Source organism: Zooshikella ganghwensis DSM 15267, assembly GCF_000428585.1.
GTDB lineage: Bacteria > Pseudomonadota > Gammaproteobacteria > Pseudomonadales > Zooshikellaceae > Zooshikella > Zooshikella ganghwensis.
This window is the reverse complement of sequence record NZ_AUAF01000038.1, coordinates 1-16,176: the sequence shown is the minus strand read 5'-3', so window position 1 is coordinate 16,176 and position 16,176 is coordinate 1. Positions and strand designations below refer to the sequence as shown.

At 42.5% G+C, this 16,176-nt stretch carries 11 protein-coding genes; 5 read left to right on the top strand and 6 right to left on the bottom strand.

Annotated features, from left to right (window positions below; genetic code table 11):
* Nucleotides 1-463 precede the first annotated feature (463 nt).
* On the bottom strand, nucleotides 464-3,844 hold the full coding sequence (locus F607_RS29170) for a S41 family peptidase (RefSeq protein ID WP_051311303.1): 3,381 nt from the start codon (nucleotides 3,842-3,844) through the stop codon (nucleotides 464-466).
* A 474-nt stretch (nucleotides 3,845-4,318) separates the two neighbouring features.
* Between F607_RS29170 and F607_RS0110650 the strand changes: the two genes are divergently transcribed.
* Nucleotides 4,319-4,771: a ferritin family protein gene (locus F607_RS0110650; protein WP_157365423.1), complete on the top strand. Its 453-nt coding sequence runs from the start codon at nucleotides 4,319-4,321 to the stop codon at nucleotides 4,769-4,771.
* A 53-nt stretch (nucleotides 4,772-4,824) separates the two neighbouring features.
* Here F607_RS0110650 and amrS read toward each other — a convergent pair whose 3' ends face one another.
* Nucleotides 4,825-5,928, bottom strand: coding sequence for an AmmeMemoRadiSam system radical SAM enzyme (gene amrS, locus F607_RS0110645; RefSeq protein WP_027708077.1), 1,104 nt, complete (start codon nucleotides 5,926-5,928; stop codon nucleotides 4,825-4,827).
* Nucleotides 5,929-6,103: 175 nt separating this feature from the next.
* Between amrS and amrB the strand changes: the two genes are divergently transcribed.
* The 3 genes from amrB to F607_RS0110630 all read left to right on the top strand — a co-directional run bounded on the left by amrB (nucleotide 6,104) and on the right by F607_RS0110630 (nucleotide 8,287).
* Nucleotides 6,104-6,892, top strand: a complete 789-nt coding sequence (gene amrB / locus F607_RS0110640) for an AmmeMemoRadiSam system protein B (protein WP_027708076.1) — start codon at nucleotides 6,104-6,106, stop codon at nucleotides 6,890-6,892.
* The gene (amrA, locus tag F607_RS29165; RefSeq protein ID WP_211233626.1) at nucleotides 6,879-7,469 is read left to right on the top strand and encodes an AmmeMemoRadiSam system protein A; all 591 of its coding nucleotides are present in this window, start codon (nucleotides 6,879-6,881) and stop codon (nucleotides 7,467-7,469) included. Before amrB ends, amrA begins: the two co-directional genes overlap by 14 nt.
* 470 nt (nucleotides 7,470-7,939) lie before the next feature.
* Nucleotides 7,940-8,287: a hypothetical protein gene (locus F607_RS0110630; protein ID WP_038290995.1), complete on the top strand. Its 348-nt coding sequence runs from the start codon at nucleotides 7,940-7,942 to the stop codon at nucleotides 8,285-8,287.
* A gap of 118 nt (nucleotides 8,288-8,405) precedes the next feature.
* Here F607_RS0110630 and F607_RS0110625 read toward each other — a convergent pair whose 3' ends face one another.
* The 3 genes from F607_RS0110625 to F607_RS0110615 form a co-directional block, all read right to left on the bottom strand.
* Complete coding sequence (locus F607_RS0110625) at nucleotides 8,406-10,358, bottom strand: ribonuclease R family protein (RefSeq protein ID WP_027708074.1); 1,953 nt, start codon at nucleotides 10,356-10,358, stop codon at nucleotides 8,406-8,408.
* 109 nt (nucleotides 10,359-10,467) lie between these two features.
* Nucleotides 10,468-11,418, bottom strand: coding sequence for an AAA family ATPase (locus F607_RS32755; protein ID WP_051311299.1), 951 nt, complete (start codon nucleotides 11,416-11,418; stop codon nucleotides 10,468-10,470).
* Nucleotides 11,419-11,453: 35 nt separating this feature from the next.
* On the bottom strand, nucleotides 11,454-13,655 hold the full coding sequence (locus F607_RS0110615; RefSeq protein ID WP_084611198.1) for a hemopexin repeat-containing protein: 2,202 nt from the start codon (nucleotides 13,653-13,655) through the stop codon (nucleotides 11,454-11,456).
* A 147-nt stretch (nucleotides 13,656-13,802) separates the two neighbouring features.
* On the opposite strand from F607_RS0110615, the gene F607_RS0110610 reads away from it, so the two are divergent.
* Entirely contained in the window at nucleotides 13,803-14,912 is a 1,110-nt protein-coding gene (locus tag F607_RS0110610) for a ParA family protein (RefSeq protein ID WP_027708072.1), read from the top strand.
* A gap of 92 nt (nucleotides 14,913-15,004) precedes the next feature.
* Here F607_RS0110610 and F607_RS35780 read toward each other — a convergent pair.
* On the bottom strand, nucleotides 15,005-16,176 hold a 1,172-nt coding region (locus F607_RS35780; protein ID WP_420864434.1), incomplete at its 5' end, for a calcium-binding protein.

Genomic DNA, 16,176 nt, shown 5'->3' with positions numbered 1-16,176 from the left:
AAAAAGATAACTGGATTTAATTTTTATTTAGTACCAGTTATGTATGGGTAAATAATAAGCAATTTATTTCAGTAGCGGTATAGTGTCTTTTAATTTGTTTGAAGTGTCCTAATTAATCATTGAGAACTGAAATCAAAAACGCTTATTTTATAGAAGCAATTCTCTATTTTTTTTTGAAGCAAGCCATTACAAAAGCAACCAAAATGGGTCAGATATACCCAATACGAATGGTTTTTAGGTGCGGCCATCGAGTAACGAAGCCCCATGAGCCTATATTAATAGGTGATTGGGGTGAGGAGTGAAAATAACAAAACCTAGAAATCATTCGTGAAGGGTATAGACATGGAAATAACTATTTTGGAGGGGTTGTGAAGAGAGCATACTACTCTCTTCACAAAATATAACGAATCAATTAACAAATAATTAAAGAACCATTCCCTGTTTATAATATCTACAAATACCGCTACTGCTTAGTAGCTTTAAAATCACCTCTACTCTTTGAGGTACCCTCTAGTAAAACATCCACCGCTTTTAACAGCTGCTGATCAATCCCTTTAACAAGTTGATCAGGGGTATTTGCCACTGGGTAATCTGGACGTAACTCCTGATTTTCCAATAGCTGTCCATCTATACCTCTCACACCAACCTGAGGTATACCAAACGTAATGTCTTCGGTATAAAGCGTTTTCCACCACACAGCCGTTCCTGTTCCTGGTACAGGTCTCCCAACCAGTTTGCCTAGACCTAGCTCTTTATATACATAAGGAAAGATATGTGCGTCGGAGTAATTTGCTTCATTCATGACCACAATTGACGGCTTTTGCCAACGACGATGAGCATCTGAGCCTACCACTCTGCCACGTGGCACAAACTCCAAGTAACGCTGCCCAGAAAATAGCATCGCAAGATCATCATGTAGCCAGCCTCCTAAATTATAACGAGTATCAATCACCATCGCTTTTCGTGATTGCTGACGTCCTAGTATCTCCGCATAGGTTTCACGAAAACTAGCATCATTCATACGCAAGATATGGATATATCCTATTTGCCCAGCTGAATGCTTTTCCACCATCTCACGCTGCCGCGTTACCCAACGCTGATAAGCTAAATACACTTCATCCGCAAGGGACATCGGTCTAACCACATGCTGTTGGGTCTTAGGTGATGGTTTCGACCTGCGATTGTATTTTTTATCATTTGCTGCAGGCCGCCACTCTATTAAAACCCGTTTTCCCACTTGCTGGTTCAGCAGCTGATAAGGGTTTTGGCTTGCTGTTAACATTTGACCATTGATAGCAATGATCAAATCATCGACCTGAATGGGCTTATCTGCTAAGACAAAGGGATTATTAGGTAAAACATCTTTTATGCGTAAACCTTGCGCTGACTCATCCCATTCCCAATACACGCCCAGCGAACCTGTTTGTTCACCTTGCTGCGGGCTTCGATAACTACTGCCGGTATGAGAAGCATTCAGCTCTCCTAACATTTCACTGACAAGCTCACTAAAATCTTGTCCATTATGGATACTTGTCAACTTTGACTGATAAGCTTGGTAATAAAAATCCCAGTCCACACCATGCATATCTTTACGGTAAAATTTGGTTTTCATTAACCGCCAGATATGCTCAAACAAATACTGATATTCTGCTTGTGGCTGAGTTTTAATATCAACAAACGTTTCTATTGGAGTCAGTTGTCCGTTGATTAAATCGATTTGAAATAATCGACCATCTAATAATCCTATCGCCACTGTTTCATCGGCTAATACTGTAAATGCAACATCATGTGCATTAAGGTCAATAAATTTATAGGTACTGTCATTTTCAAATTCATGCACCCATAAATCAAAGCCATCTTCAAAACGACTCAAGTAAAACAGTTTTCCCCCGTCATTGGTCAAATAGCCTCCTGCCAATTCAGATGAGTGCAATGTCAAACGTCGAATTCGGGTATCCAACCCATCTCTTTCAACATGAATTTTTTTTAATTGCTGCTCGTCCTCATTATTTTTTTCTTTTGATTGCTCATCCGCATTTTCATTTTCTGCTTCAGTTTCTGACTCCTGTAAGGCTAACTCTCGGTCTTCATCTGATTTGGCAAATTCATTTAACGTCTGCTGATTCAAGAAAACCGCCATCATATCCATATCAGCTCCCCAGCTGCCATGGTTACGGCGACCATACTTTGCTGTTTCCCAAATGACGGCATTACCCTGCATAGCCCAGGTTGGGTAACTATCAGCATAACCAGAGAGGCTTAAATTAATCGGTGGTTGTTTACCATCTGCTTTAATGAGCCCCACTTCTTTCATCCAGCGTGCATCATCATAATGATATGCAAGCCACTGACTATCAGGAGACCATTGAAACCACATGTCACCATCTTCGTAAGAATAAGCAAAATCCGGAGCCAATATCGTCCGTAATTTTTTGGTTTCAAAATGATAGAGCTTTACTTCATTACGGTTGCACAACAGCGCAAGATATTTTCCATCAGGCGAAAAAGCCGGCTGCATTAAATCATCTTTAGTGGCTAAAATTGCTTTTTCTTTTAAAACTGTACTACTAAAAAAGAATGATTCATTGCTACGTTGTTTTGTAACTTGGTAAATATTCCAGCTTCCTTCGCGCTCACTGGCATAAACTAAGCTTTTGCCATCAGGCGAAAAGCTCAATCCTTGTTCTTCTTCAGGTGTTTCAGTAATACGCTTTATCGTAGAGTAATCCAGTGCCGCAACATAAACATCGCCCCGCATAATATAGGCTACTTCTCGGCCATTGGGCGATGGTGCATACTCAGTCACATGATCAATCCCCTGCTGAAATGAACTGTTCCCTCGATCACTTCGAAACTGAACATCAACCGCTTGAGGCGACGGCTCTCCCTCTACTAAGCGAAAAAGCTGTCCATGCCATGTGTAAACAAGGTTGCCTGAATTATCCTGCGATAAAAAGCGGACAGGATGTGTCTTATGAAATGTAACTTGCTGGGGAGCTGAATCATCAAATGACTTTCGCCAAACATTAAATGAGCCACTTCCTTCACTCAGATAAAACATGCTTTGCTGATCAATACTCCATATTGGCGAAATATCATTTCCGTCAAACTGTGTCAGTTGCTGCTGAGTATCTCCTGATAATAGCCATATATCTCGAGTTGCAGCAGAGCGCTGATGCTTACGCCATGGATTTTCTACACTCTTTTTATCAACATACAACATTCGTTTTTCAGCTTTATCCAACCGTGCTTCGAGTGCGGGTACCGTCAGTAATTGTTTAGGCAACCCTCCCTCAGCACTTATTTGATAAAGCTCTGGAAAACGGGTACTGGGGTACTGCGCACTGTCAGGATGATCTAGTCGGGCAGAATTAAATAAAATGGCTTTACCATTTTGTATAAAATCAGTAGGAATATCATCAGCACTGTGAAAAGTAAGTCGTTTTGCAGAGCCACCTTTTACCGGCATCACATAAATATCAAAGTTACCTGCACGATCAGATGCAAAGGCAAGCGTTTGACTGTCAGCTGACCAAACAGGATGAAATTCATAACTATTTGTGACCGTCAGAGGCTGGGCGACACCACCTTCAATCCCTACGGTATAAATATCTCCATAAGCACTAAAAGCAATGGTCTTTCCATCTGGTGATACCTGTGCATAGCGAATCCACTGTGAATTAGTTGGACTTTTCCAAGCATCCTGTTGTGTTGACTCACGCTGAATTGCATTTTGCTCTGCAGTGCTAGTAGCCTCCTCAGCCATAGCAGCGTTTAACTGCCCTACCCACAACGGTCCTACTGACACACTACTTATAAATGCCAGCCAGTGCCACAGCCTCATCAACGACTCCTCTTAATAAAAACACGACGAGACTTTCTCTGCTGTAACGCCATGTTTTAACTGCTAGATGATCAATCCTGCTCTTTTTCAGGAGTCAGCACCCTAGCGAAAATCCCTTATGACAGCAACAAGCACGCGATGTTTTGCACTATAGTTACAAGAGGCATTGAAGAATGTTCACGACTCAATGCAATGTGACAATGAATTGAGCTATACCCAAGCGAAGGGTTTTTAAGGACGGCCATCAAGCGATGAAGCTCCATGAGCTTATATGAATAAGTGACTGGGGAGGCAGTTAAATGCTCCTGCATAAACTGCATTCACACTATCTTTAGTGTTCAAGAGCGCCGACAACAAACCTTAAAAATGATTCGGGAAGGGTATATAACGGGAAAAACTTCACGAAAACCTATTAAATTACCCAATAGCGTCAACGCTAAAATAGACTCAGGGATTGATGTGGAGTTAATTACTATGCGGTTTAAACAATTAAAAGATGTGCTCGATTATCTTATCAATGCACACCAGCAAATGAGTGAATACTATACTCAACTGAGTGATACTGTCTTACAGCAGCGCGTAAAGTTGATTCTCGACTACCTGGCTGAGCATGAAAATCATATCAGCAACGAGTTGTTACAATACGAAAAAGATGCTCCCTATGGTGTACTAAATGCCTGGTTTCAGGATATTCAGGACGACCCGCTACTCCTTAAACTAGAGCAGCCCCCCTCACCCGACTTAAGTGAAGAACAAGTGATGCGTATTGCACTTGAGTTAGATGATCGACTAATCAGCCTTTACGAGCAATTAGCCAGTCACTGTAAATCATCAGCTGCAAGAGATGCCCTTGAAAATTTATTAGACCAAGAAAAACAGCGTAAAAAACGCTTTGTATTATCAATGCTTCGAATGCATGACCTTTAATTGTTATTCGCAGTTAGCCTGTAATAATTCACTTCTTACGAAAATTTACAGGCTTAGCTTGCTTTTAGGCGAACGGGTTGGCGCATAGCCCCCCAATAACCAGGCTGCGCCTCAAACCTGCCAGGAAGAGCAGTACCGCAGCCTAAACAATGACCTGCAGCATCAAGCCGCCACTCACCCAGTTGATACCAGTCCCGTTCTATTAAACACTCGCCACACTGATGACAGTAAGTGCTGCTCCCTGGTAAGTCATGCACATTCCCAGTGTAGGCATAACGTACGCCATTTTGCATCGCAATGCTTCTGGCACGAGTAAGGGTTGCAGCCGGTGTTCTAGGTTTATCCAACATTTTCCAGTCAGGATGGAAAGCTGTGAAGTGCATAGGTACTTCAGGGCCTAAATGCTCAACGACCCATTGCGTCATTTCTTGCAATTCTGCGTCACTATCATTTTCATCGGGAATTAATAGTGTGGTAATTTCAAACCACACGTCTGTTTCATGGTAAAGATACTCAAGCGTTTCCAGTACAGGGGCTAATGCCCCACCACAAATCTTTTTATAGAATCGCTCGGTAAAGCCTTTTAAGTCGACATTTGCCGCATCCATGGCTGCAAAAAAAGGAACACGGGGTTCAGGACAAATATACCCTGCTGTAACGGCAACAGAGTGTATTCCTTCCTCCTTACATGCAGCCGCTACATCCAGTGCATACTCCATAAAGATGACAGGATCATTGTAGGTATAAGCAATACTACGACAACCCAAACGCTTCGCAGCCTGAGCAAGCTGGTGAGGTGATGCACTGTCTGCCAGCGTATCCATCTCACGAGATTTACTCATATCCCAGTTTTGGCAAAACTTACAGGCTAAATTACAACCTGCTGTGCCAAATGATAAAACGGGTGTACCAGGTAAAAAGTGATTGAGTGGTTTTTTCTCTATAGGGTCAATACAAAAACCACTAGAGCGGCCATAACTGACCAGCTTTATTTGGTGGTCTTCACAAGCTCTAACAAAACATAACCCTCGCTGCCCTTCTCTTACGTGACAGTGTCGGGGGCAAAGATCACACTGAATACGTCCATCTTCCAGTTCATGCCAATATTTGGTAGTAACCGTATTCTGAGTTACCGATGAGGGTGACTCAGCCATCATCCACCTCCCCTGGATTTAATCCAAACGCAAACTAGCGAGGCTATAATGCTGTCTATAGTTATAAGTATATACTCGTAGCACTATATGGTTTGGTTACGTCATCAATCATTTTGTATTATGCCTAACCCAATCGATATCGAAGCAAACGAGTTGACCGCCAGCCGAGGAGGGTGCCATGTCTATCCGAGAGCCTGCTGTGGCGGGAATGTTCTACCCTGCGCAAGCAGAGCAGCTACAGCGTAGTATTCACGAAATGCTCGCTGAAGCCTCAGCAGGTAAGACTGAGTCATCCCCACCTAAAATGATTATTGTCCCTCATGCTGGTTATATATACTCAGGGCCAATTGCTGCATCAGCTTATCAACGGTTAAAACCTTTTGCCGATATCTATCAGCGCATTATTTTACTAGGCCCTTCACATCGTTTTGCATTCCAAGGATTGGCCTTATCTGCAAGCGATGCCTTCAGAACCCCACTAGGTGTTATTCCAATTGACCAAAAAGCTGTTGAGTTAATTTCCACCTGCGCAGGAGTCATCACCACTGACCAGGCTCATCGCTATGAGCATTCCCTTGAAGTCCAGTTACCCTTTTTACAACTGACACTGAACCAGTTCACATTGGTTCCTATTGTCGTGGGTTTAGCCAGTGCCGATCAGGTTGCCAGTGTGATCAATACGCTTTGGGGAGGGGCTGAAACGCTATTTGTGATCAGCTCTGACTTAAGTCATTACCACGACTATATGACTGCAAAGCAGCTCGACTCTGAGACTACCCATAAAATTCTTAAGCTCGACCATAACCTTAATGGTGAACAGGCTTGTGGCTGTTTCCCCCTCAATGGCGCACTGTTATGTGCAGAGCAACACCACTTGACTGCCACTTCTGTTGATTTGCGAAACTCTGGAGATACTGCAGGCTCAACAGATGCAGTTGTAGGATATGGTGCTTATGTCCTCCATTAGTCCCAACCATCAAGAATTATTGCTCAATCTTGCTTTTCAGAGCATTGAGTATGGCTTGCAGCACCACCATGAAATGCCGGTTGATGAAGCCCACTATCCTGAACCTCTTCAAGCTGTACGTAGCGCATTTGTGACTTTACTGCGACAACGCCAGCTGCGCGGTTGTATCGGTTCATTAACCCCCTCTCGCCCGTTGGTGATTGAAGTTGCACATAATGCCTATGCCAGTGCTTTCCATGATTTCCGTTTTGTAAATATCAGCTCTGCGGAACTGCCACTGTTGACCATTGAAATTTCGGTGCTATCCCTCCAACAACCCATGCAATTTATCTCTGAAGATGACCTGCTTAGACAGCTCAGGCCTATGATTGATGGTCTAACCATCGAAGACAATGGCCGCCGGGCAACATTTTTGCCTCAAGTTTGGCAACAGCTCCCAGACCGGCAAACTTTTCTACAGCACTTAAAAGAGAAAGCAGGCCTGCCCTTTGATTATTGGTCCGATACACTTAAAGCCTACCACTACACGGTGGAACACTTTGCCGCCCCACCCCAAGGCTCAGTCAAAGCAACATAATCCTGCAATACAAACATGCCATAAATTTAAGTAGGCTTATTTGCAAGTTCCCGCATAGATTAATGTTCAGTTTTGTCTGACAACAAGCTTCAGCATATTTAATTAGTATTTGCTCACTTGGTCATATTATTCAAGCTGGATAGGCATGATTTATGCTGCCATTTACCAAAGAGGCAAGTAAACGCAGGGATAAATTAGGCTAAAGCCACCAAGTGTAAAATGAGCCTATTTGTGTAATTCAAACAGAGTGGAAATGTTTCTCTAGAGTAAGCTTGTTAAGCATAAAGGGTTGGTTTTATTCTTAGCCTCTATGCCAGGTCGTATAATGAAAAGAATAATGCAGTTTTTCACATTGAATTTCACTACAGATGTCACATAAAATCGAGCGCCTTAGATAAATTGTTTTACAACAAAAAACATTGGTTGATATGCTCAGCCAAAAAGGTGATTGTCGCGCAGAGGAGCCCGTTATGAATATCTGCCGGGAAATACTGCCAGTTTATCATACTGATAACCGAGCCTTTGTAAGAGAAATAGTATTTCAAACCGTCAAACACTTTTACAGTCAAGAACTTTGCAAACTAAAGCTAACAGAAGAGTTAGACTTAAATGACTGTAACACCTCTCCAAGCGCTTTATTTGATGCGTTGGAGGCTATATTCTGCCCATGTGAAACCCTTGAAACACCTTGGCCAATGACGCTAGAAAATATCATCGATAACATTATGCCTTACTGGAATGGTGAGCTTCCAACTTCAATAAAAATCAAGAAAGGGCGGCCAACTTTAAGCAAAAAAGCACTCGAACTTTACAGTTAACGATTTTCTCTGCCCAAGATAATTTAAGAACCAGATCACATATGGGCACCCACAAAAAAAGCCAGCAATGACGCTGGCTTTTTTTTGAGCACATCTGTACCCCATCACTTTAAACAAATCATGAAGCAACAAGTGTCAACTTCAAGTTACGGCGCTTCATATCCACAGAAGACACCTTAACTTCTATAGACTGGTCCAACATAAATTGCTGTTCACCATTGCTCGTCTGCTGGTACAAAGGATCATATGCAAACTTCGGATCTTTACGACGTAAGTCCACAAATCCGTCGATACCAAAATCATCCAGTCGCGCCAATACCCCAAACGGATTAACCTGCACGACAGTTGCAGTAAATGTCTGCTCTACTTTATCTTCCATAAACTGACACTTCAGCCACTGCTCTACTTCGTTAGCTGAAAAGCGGGCTTTTTGCTGTCCTGCTTGTAGCTCATCCAGTAAACCCGTAGCAACTTCAGGTACAGGCTGCTCATCTAACAGCGCAATAATAATACGATGCAACACCAAGTCATTATACTTGCGAATAGGGGAAGTAAACGTTGTATAACGCTCAAAACCCATTCCACTGTGAAAGCCTGGCTCTAAGGAAAATAAACTACGCTCCAACTGCCGGCTAACAATGGTGCGTAAAGGCACATCAACTGACTTATTATTCAAGCTATGAATTAACTGGCGATATCCTTCTGGCTTGTTTAAAGCCTCTGTATCAAACTCAGGTAATAACTCAGCCACTAACTTTTTGACATCCTCCAAGCGGTCGCTTCTTACCCCACTGTGAGAAATATAAATAGCTTTAGGTGCTTTTTGCGCGAGGAAGTCTGCTGCTGCACAGTTTGCTGCAATCATACAGGCTTCAACAAGCCGGTTTGCCGTGCTTCTATGCTGGCGATGAATTGCCGCAATTTTACCCTGCTCATCCAACTCAAAGTAATAGTCTGGACGGTTCTCAAAACACACAGCATGTTGCTCACGATAAGCGTTCAATGCTCCCTGAACTTGTTGCAAGCAGTCAATTACAGGCAATAGTTCTGGGTTCTCAGTCGCCACACTATTGTCTTCAACACCGTCTAAGTAGTCACTCACGGCATCATAAGACAGCTTAGCTTGAGAGCGTACTTTTGCCTGGTAAAGCTCGCTGGAAACAACTTCACCCTGCTCACTTACTTTTAACTCACATACAAGTGCCAACCGCGCCTCACCAGGAACAAGTGAGCACCAGTTATGAGAAAGGGACTCAGGCAACATCGGGATGGTTTGCTTAGGGAGGTAAACAGAGGTACTGCGCTTACGTGCTTCAACATCCAGTGCAGAGTCTGGCTTTATCCAAAAAGCAGGGTCAGCAATCGCCACTCTCAACAACCAACCACCATCAGTCAAGGCTTCCGCATACAGAGCATCATCCATATCCTGAGTTGACTCAGCATCAATCGTCAACCAGGACAAATTGGTCATGTCCTTACGATTTGCACTGGCAATCGCTTCTTGAGCTTGTGCTTCTATGGCGTCGACTTCAGCTTGCACTGACTCAGGCCACGCTAAGTCGAGTTTATGCTTATCAATAATGTAGTTATGTTCAATATAAGGCTGATCTGGGTGACCAATAATGCTGATGACCTCAGCCTTAGGTTTACCTGATTTAATCGGGTGCTGGGTAATTCGGCAACGAACGAAATCTCCCGCTTTTGCACCCGATAACTGGTGAGGAGGAATAAAGATCCAGCGAGATAAACGACCAACATCAGGCTCAACGAAAACGGCTTTACCGCGACCAATAATTTGTCCAGTAAACTCACTTAGCGATGAGTCAATCAGCTCTTCGACTTCAGCAAAGTCTTGTCCTTTGCTATCAACACACAGCGTCACTTTTATACGGTCATGAGGAAATACTTTCTGCATTTCTTCTTGAGGAAGAAATATCTGGCGGCCATCGTCCAAAATCACCTGACCAGACTTTGCGCCAGAGTCTTTTACTGTAGCGCTGAAAACTTCTTTTTGGGATTTTAATTGCTGCTTGAGCTGCTTGAGCTGTTGCAGAGCATCATTATTTAACATAAACAGGCTGCCATTTTACTGGAAATCAAACCATCACTGACCCAAAGCTAAGGGCATAAATGAGAACGGATTCTACTCAATGCAGCACTGTTTATAAACCTTTTCCCTATCAAGATGTGCGTTCAACGCTAATCAACTGGGTGATTTCTCTCATAAGCGAGGTGTAGCGAGTCTCTCCCTGCCCCTCTAAAACCAGGACTTTACGGCTTATTTGCTGAGCATAATCCAGGCACTGGCTAAAGAAGTGTTCTCTATCAGATTGTTCTGGCTGACAGCGCTGTGGGTCCGGTTGCCAAGGCAAATCCGGCCTTAGTACACAGCACAGTGTATAGTTTTGACCCAACGCATACTGCCATAACCACTCAGGATACTGCCCATAAAGAATCTGACTCCAAAAACAAGTTGTGGCACAGTTAGTATCAACAATAAGTAGCCCAGAAGCCTGAAGCGAAGCAAATACTTTCTCCAGGGCATATTGAACCAAACCAGAGACCGCCACCTGCTCATAATCCAGTGCTATATGGCCCAACATATCATAGTAATCTCGAATATATTCAGGGACGATAGAGAGTTTAACCTGACTGCCAATAGTGTTCTCTAAGTAATCAACCAGCGTTGATTTACCCGACGACTCAGGCCCCAGCACTAAAATACGGGGCAAAACACGATGTGCTTTGGATGTTCTTAATAACGGCTGCTGAGACTCAGACCAGAATGGATAAGCCGGAATGCGTTGAGATAAAAATGGAATTACAACTACTCGGTTGTTAGACGCCCATTGCACATGCTCAGGGTTTAAACAAACAAGCCCTACAGTTCGATTTTGAGATTTAACTTGAGAATTGGCTTGAGAGCTTATTTGGGAGTAATGTTCTGCTTCACTGCTGTTTTTGATCCAAACTACCTGATCAGCTAGCTCATACCCCAGCAGATACAAAAATTGCCGTTGACTTGGCAGCAATGAACGCTCATCAGGCAGCAGGGCAACATCAAAATAGCCTCTAGCCGCTAAGGAAGAATGGTTACTTGGTTTTACTTCGTTGTACTGACTGCTATTCATTGTTAAATATACCCTTCGCTATGGGTACAATTATACTAGTTTCGTAGAATCAAACTAAGGTTATCCACATACTGCTGCTGACCCGAAAAATTGACATGGACATCAATACCCTCAACGTTACTTGGCAACACTGTATGTGTTAGAAAACGCTGAGCAATGCTTTGGTATGAATTCAAAGTAAGTTCTGTATTGTGTTTTGACTGATACCACTGCTCCAAACCAGACCATGAATGCTCACTGATAGCTTTAGGAAATCCATCATCTGTCTTATTTAAAACATGGTCAAATCTCAGATAATAACCTCCCTTAAATAAGTACGACTTAATACTATTACGTCTTACCGCTGCATCAATCCGATCAGGCCAAACTTGTAAACCAGACCATGTCCAGTTAGAAATAAACATAGGGTAGCCCTTAGCGGCTCGATCTGATGTCATATTAAAACGAATGTATTCATCTCCTTTAAAAAAGTAAGTGATACCATTCCCCCAGTTAATCGCAGCATCAATAGCATTAGCACCTCCTGAGAATGTGTCTAACCCTGACCAGTGGTCTTTTATTTTTAATGGATAGCCGCTATCAGCCTGATCTTTTTTTAAATCATAACGAATATATTCATCACCCTTAAAAAAATAGGCTTTACCATTTCCCCAATTAACAGCTGCATCAATATTCCTTGCACCACCTTTAAATTGATCTAGCCCAGGCCAGCTACTGGCAATATCCGCAGGATAACCGTCATCAACTTGATCCTTATTAAAGTCAAACTGGTAATACTCATCACCTCGAAAAAAATAAGCATACTGATCATTTTTCCTTAATGCCGCAAACCCTTTAGCATCATTAAAAAATAATTTGATGCTTAAGTTTTTATCCGCAGTCCTTCCCCACATATCAGCGGCCAAAGCTACCTTGAGCGGCTTACTCTGTTGAGTTGTTAGTCCTTGTAAATCGATATGCTGTGCTAATGTTGTAGGCTCTTTGGTTAATGAGGTAAACAGATAGGCATTCTGCCTTTGTTCACCTTTTTTTACATATTTCAAAGGAATTTGGTTAACTTCGGTATAACCACGCGTTACCGCCTTTCCTCCTTTTAACCAACCAGTAACCTGATTATCATAATTAGCCAAATAAAATGGTTGGACACTACCACGATCATATTCTGCATCACCATTTTTTAGCGTATTTTTATTTAACTTTACAGGATAGCTTGGAAAAGCCTCTAGCAAAGAATGCCCATCCAATGAACCTGGAGCATAATCAATCCCCAAGTGGTCCAAAATAGTGGGTACAATATCAACGGGTGATGGCGGAATATTCATCCCTTTACGCAAATGATGTACTGCATGGCCACTGGCTAATAACCAAGCCTTCCTATGCTCAGGACGGTTTTTACCATGTTGGCCATCGATGGTTCCTCCATGATCAGGTACCGACAAAATTAACCAGTCCTCATCAGCAAACTTAGGACGTTGTTGAATTCGCGTTAATAACTCACCGATTTGCCGGTCTACTTTTTCAATAGATTGACGGTATTCAGGCTTATCTGCACTAAACCCATGATTATGCCCTTTGACATCCACCATTGAAAAATACACAAATAAGACATCAATATCAGTCGTACTTAAAATGTCTTTTGCTTTATTAACCGTTTCAGTATCCTGATGTTCTTGGTAATACCAATATAAATCCTCATCTGCCGCTGTGGGCATGTTATAACGAATACCTGTCCAAGAGGTTAATCTTGCAGTGTGCAATACAGGCTTAGCGGTTTCAATATGGGTAAAAAGGTCAGGAATAGACTGTAATTTAGACCCGGTAAAACTGTTATCATAAATACCATGTCGGTCTCGCCATACTCCATAAAGTATAGTCGCCCAACAAGGACCACTCCATGTAGTGTCCTCTGCTAACATAGGGCTAATAAACCCATCAGCAATTAATTTATCCAACACAGGTGTATTAACACGAGGAATCGCTGATGGCTTTAAACCATCAATACCTAATAATAATACTTTGGGTATTTTCGGAGGTACTTTTAGTTTATGATCAGCTAAAATACTATCTACCCCATACACCTTTCCCGCAAGCGCGATTATCAAACTTAAATACGCAAACTGACTAACACACCACCTGATTTTTTTAATATAAGTAAAGTAATTAAATAAACTCATTGATCCCCCATTATTATTCTTTATACCCTCTTTGGCGGGCATACCTTTGTGTGAGCCCATCATGAGTTTCTACAATGACAAAGAGATAAACAGGGGATGACTATTAAATAACAACAGAATAAAAACTACAAGAAGATCCTACTCTAGAACCTACATCATGAGTATCAGCTACTATTAAAGCTAAAGAGTAAAGTAAAGGATAAACAACAAATGAAATCTATTTCACTGTTTAACAATAAAGGTGGTGTAGGAAAAACCACACTATCTTTTCACCTCGGTTTTGCTCTATCTGAACTTGGATATAAAGTCCTTATGATTGATGCAGATCCTCAGTGTAATCTAACAATTTATTCACTGGACCAAGAAACAATACATTCAATCTGGGAAAAAGAGGATCAGTTTATAGACGAAGGTTATGAATCAGCCAAACATTCTATAAATGAAATTGAATATCAAAAAATGATGTCTGAACCTAGAAGCCTTCACTTTTTATTAAAGCCAACGGAAGAAGGTACTGGAGAGCCCAGTTCATTACCCCCACCTATCAAATTATCTGAATCTCTCGATTTAATTGCAGGAAGGTTAACATTACACCTTTTTGAAGAAAAAATTGCTGAGCGTTGGGCAGGCCTCTATAGAGGAGACCCTTTGGCACTACGAACAGTTACAAAAATCCGCGAGCTTACCGAAAAGTACAGTTTTCTTTACTCATACGACTATGTGATTATTGATACCTCTCCAAGTCTTGGATCATTAAATAAAGTAATAATTTCTACTGTTGATGGTTTTTTTGTGCCTGCCTCCCCAGACTTGTTTTCTTTATATGGAATCAAAAATATTGGTAGATCATTGTCTTCATGGAAAAATGAATTTGATACGATATACCAACTAATATCAACAGGTAAAAGGCACTTATTTCCAAACAACTTTGTCTCATTCCTTGGCTATACAATATATAATGCTAAAAAGTATGCCAACAAAACTGAATGGCACCTTGCTGTAGCACACTACAATTACGCAAAAAAAATACCTGCCACAATAAAAGAAAATATTAAAGAAGAATTAAGAAATCATCTCTCTGAAAAACAGGTAGACACCCCAATAGGTGGTATTTCGATTATGCATACCCATAATACTTTTCCAGCAATGGCCCAATACTATCATCTTCCAATGTGGAAGGTTCCATTCCATAATACCCTAGAGAGAGATCACCTTGGAACACTCAAAGGCTCCTGTAAACAGTATGAACAAACAAAAGAAACATATATAACATTCTGCAATTCGCTACTAGAAAGAGTTAAATTATTAGATGATTTTTAATTCACAATTCTTTTAAAAAAGCCCCAGATAATACTGGGGCTGAAGTAAAGTAAAATTAAGTGTATTTATTAACTTTCTAATTTTATTAAATATTAAACAGGAGTAGTCAGGTTCACCATTAAATCACGATTGGACACAACCGTTGTTGTAACATCACCAGCGCCTCCATCAGTCATACTCGCCATGGCATTAATTAAACCATCAATATTACTGGCAGGCTGGACATCCGCTGCGGCAACAGATGCACCACCTGCTGGCAATGCTGTCAGCATACCTTCTAGCCGAGATGAGGGAATGGCATAGCCACCATCACCGGGTTGGATGTAACTGATGGCTTTATCACCACCGGTAAAGTGTCCAGTCACAGTCAGTTTTTGCTGCAGGTCGTTATCCACCAACATCACCAGATCGTCACCATTGCGGTGATAGCTGATTCGCTCACGGTCAATATCGATAAAGAACACCCAGTCAGTACCGCCCCCGGTGTTATCGATGATGTCCTGACCACCTTGGGCATGGTAATAGTAGTGATCATCACCCACGCCACCTTTTAAGGTATCGTTACCGGCAAAGCCGGCCAGCACATCGTTACCGGCACCGCCGATCAGGGTATCGTTACCATCATCCCCATTCATCCGACCATTACCGCCCTGGATAAAGTCGTCACCGTCGCCACCCAACAGGATGTCATCACCGCCCATACCAAACAACGTATCATCACCGGCTAGACCACGGATCAGGTTGCGGTTGTTACGGCCAACCAGCTGTTCACCCTGTGCCGTACCCACCACTTCGGTGTCATAGCGACTGGGATCAATCACATCATCTGAACCGTTGTCATTGCCACCGTTATCGGTCTCACCTGAGCCTGTATCACCAGTACCATTGTCAGTGCCGGTATCACCGCCATTGTCGGTACCACCGCTGGTATCACCATCGCCAGTCCCCGTATCACCACCTGCAGGTAACTCAGTCAGCAGGCTTTCAATGCGGGATGCTGGGATCGCATAGCCACCATCACCCGGTTGGATATAGCTAATCGCCAGATCACCACCAGTAAAGTGTCCGGTCACGGTGAGTTTCTGCTGCAGATCGTTATCGACCAACATCACCAGATCATCACCATCGCGGTGATAGCTGATGCGATCACGCCCCACATCATTGAAGAACACCCAGTCGTTACCACCACCGGTGTTATCAATCACATCCTGCCCACTGTTGGCAAAGAAGTAGTAATGGTCATCACCTTCACCACCGATCAGGG

Excerpts from the sequence above, each read along its gene's own strand:
- F607_RS0110650 (WP_157365423.1), top strand. The coding sequence starts at position 4,319 with ATGCGGTTTAAACAATTAAAAGATGTGCTCGATTATCTTATCAATGCA.
- F607_RS32755 (WP_051311299.1), bottom strand. The coding sequence starts at position 11,418 with ATGAATAGCAGTCAGTACAACGAAGTAAAACCAAGTAACCATTCTTCC.
- F607_RS0110630 (WP_038290995.1), top strand. The coding sequence starts at position 7,940 with ATGAATATCTGCCGGGAAATACTGCCAGTTTATCATACTGATAACCGA.
- F607_RS0110610 (WP_027708072.1), top strand. The coding sequence starts at position 13,803 with ATGAAATCTATTTCACTGTTTAACAATAAAGGTGGTGTAGGAAAAACC.
- amrB (WP_027708076.1), top strand. The coding sequence starts at position 6,104 with ATGTCTATCCGAGAGCCTGCTGTGGCGGGAATGTTCTACCCTGCGCAA.
- F607_RS29170 (WP_051311303.1), bottom strand. The coding sequence starts at position 3,844 with ATGAGGCTGTGGCACTGGCTGGCATTTATAAGTAGTGTGTCAGTAGGA.
- amrS (WP_027708077.1), bottom strand. The coding sequence starts at position 5,928 with ATGATGGCTGAGTCACCCTCATCGGTAACTCAGAATACGGTTACTACC.
- F607_RS0110615 (WP_084611198.1), bottom strand. The coding sequence starts at position 13,655 with ATGATGGGCTCACACAAAGGTATGCCCGCCAAAGAGGGTATAAAGAAT.
- F607_RS0110625 (WP_027708074.1), bottom strand. The coding sequence starts at position 10,358 with ATGTTAAATAATGATGCTCTGCAACAGCTCAAGCAGCTCAAGCAGCAA.
- amrA (WP_211233626.1), top strand. The coding sequence starts at position 6,879 with ATGTCCTCCATTAGTCCCAACCATCAAGAATTATTGCTCAATCTTGCT.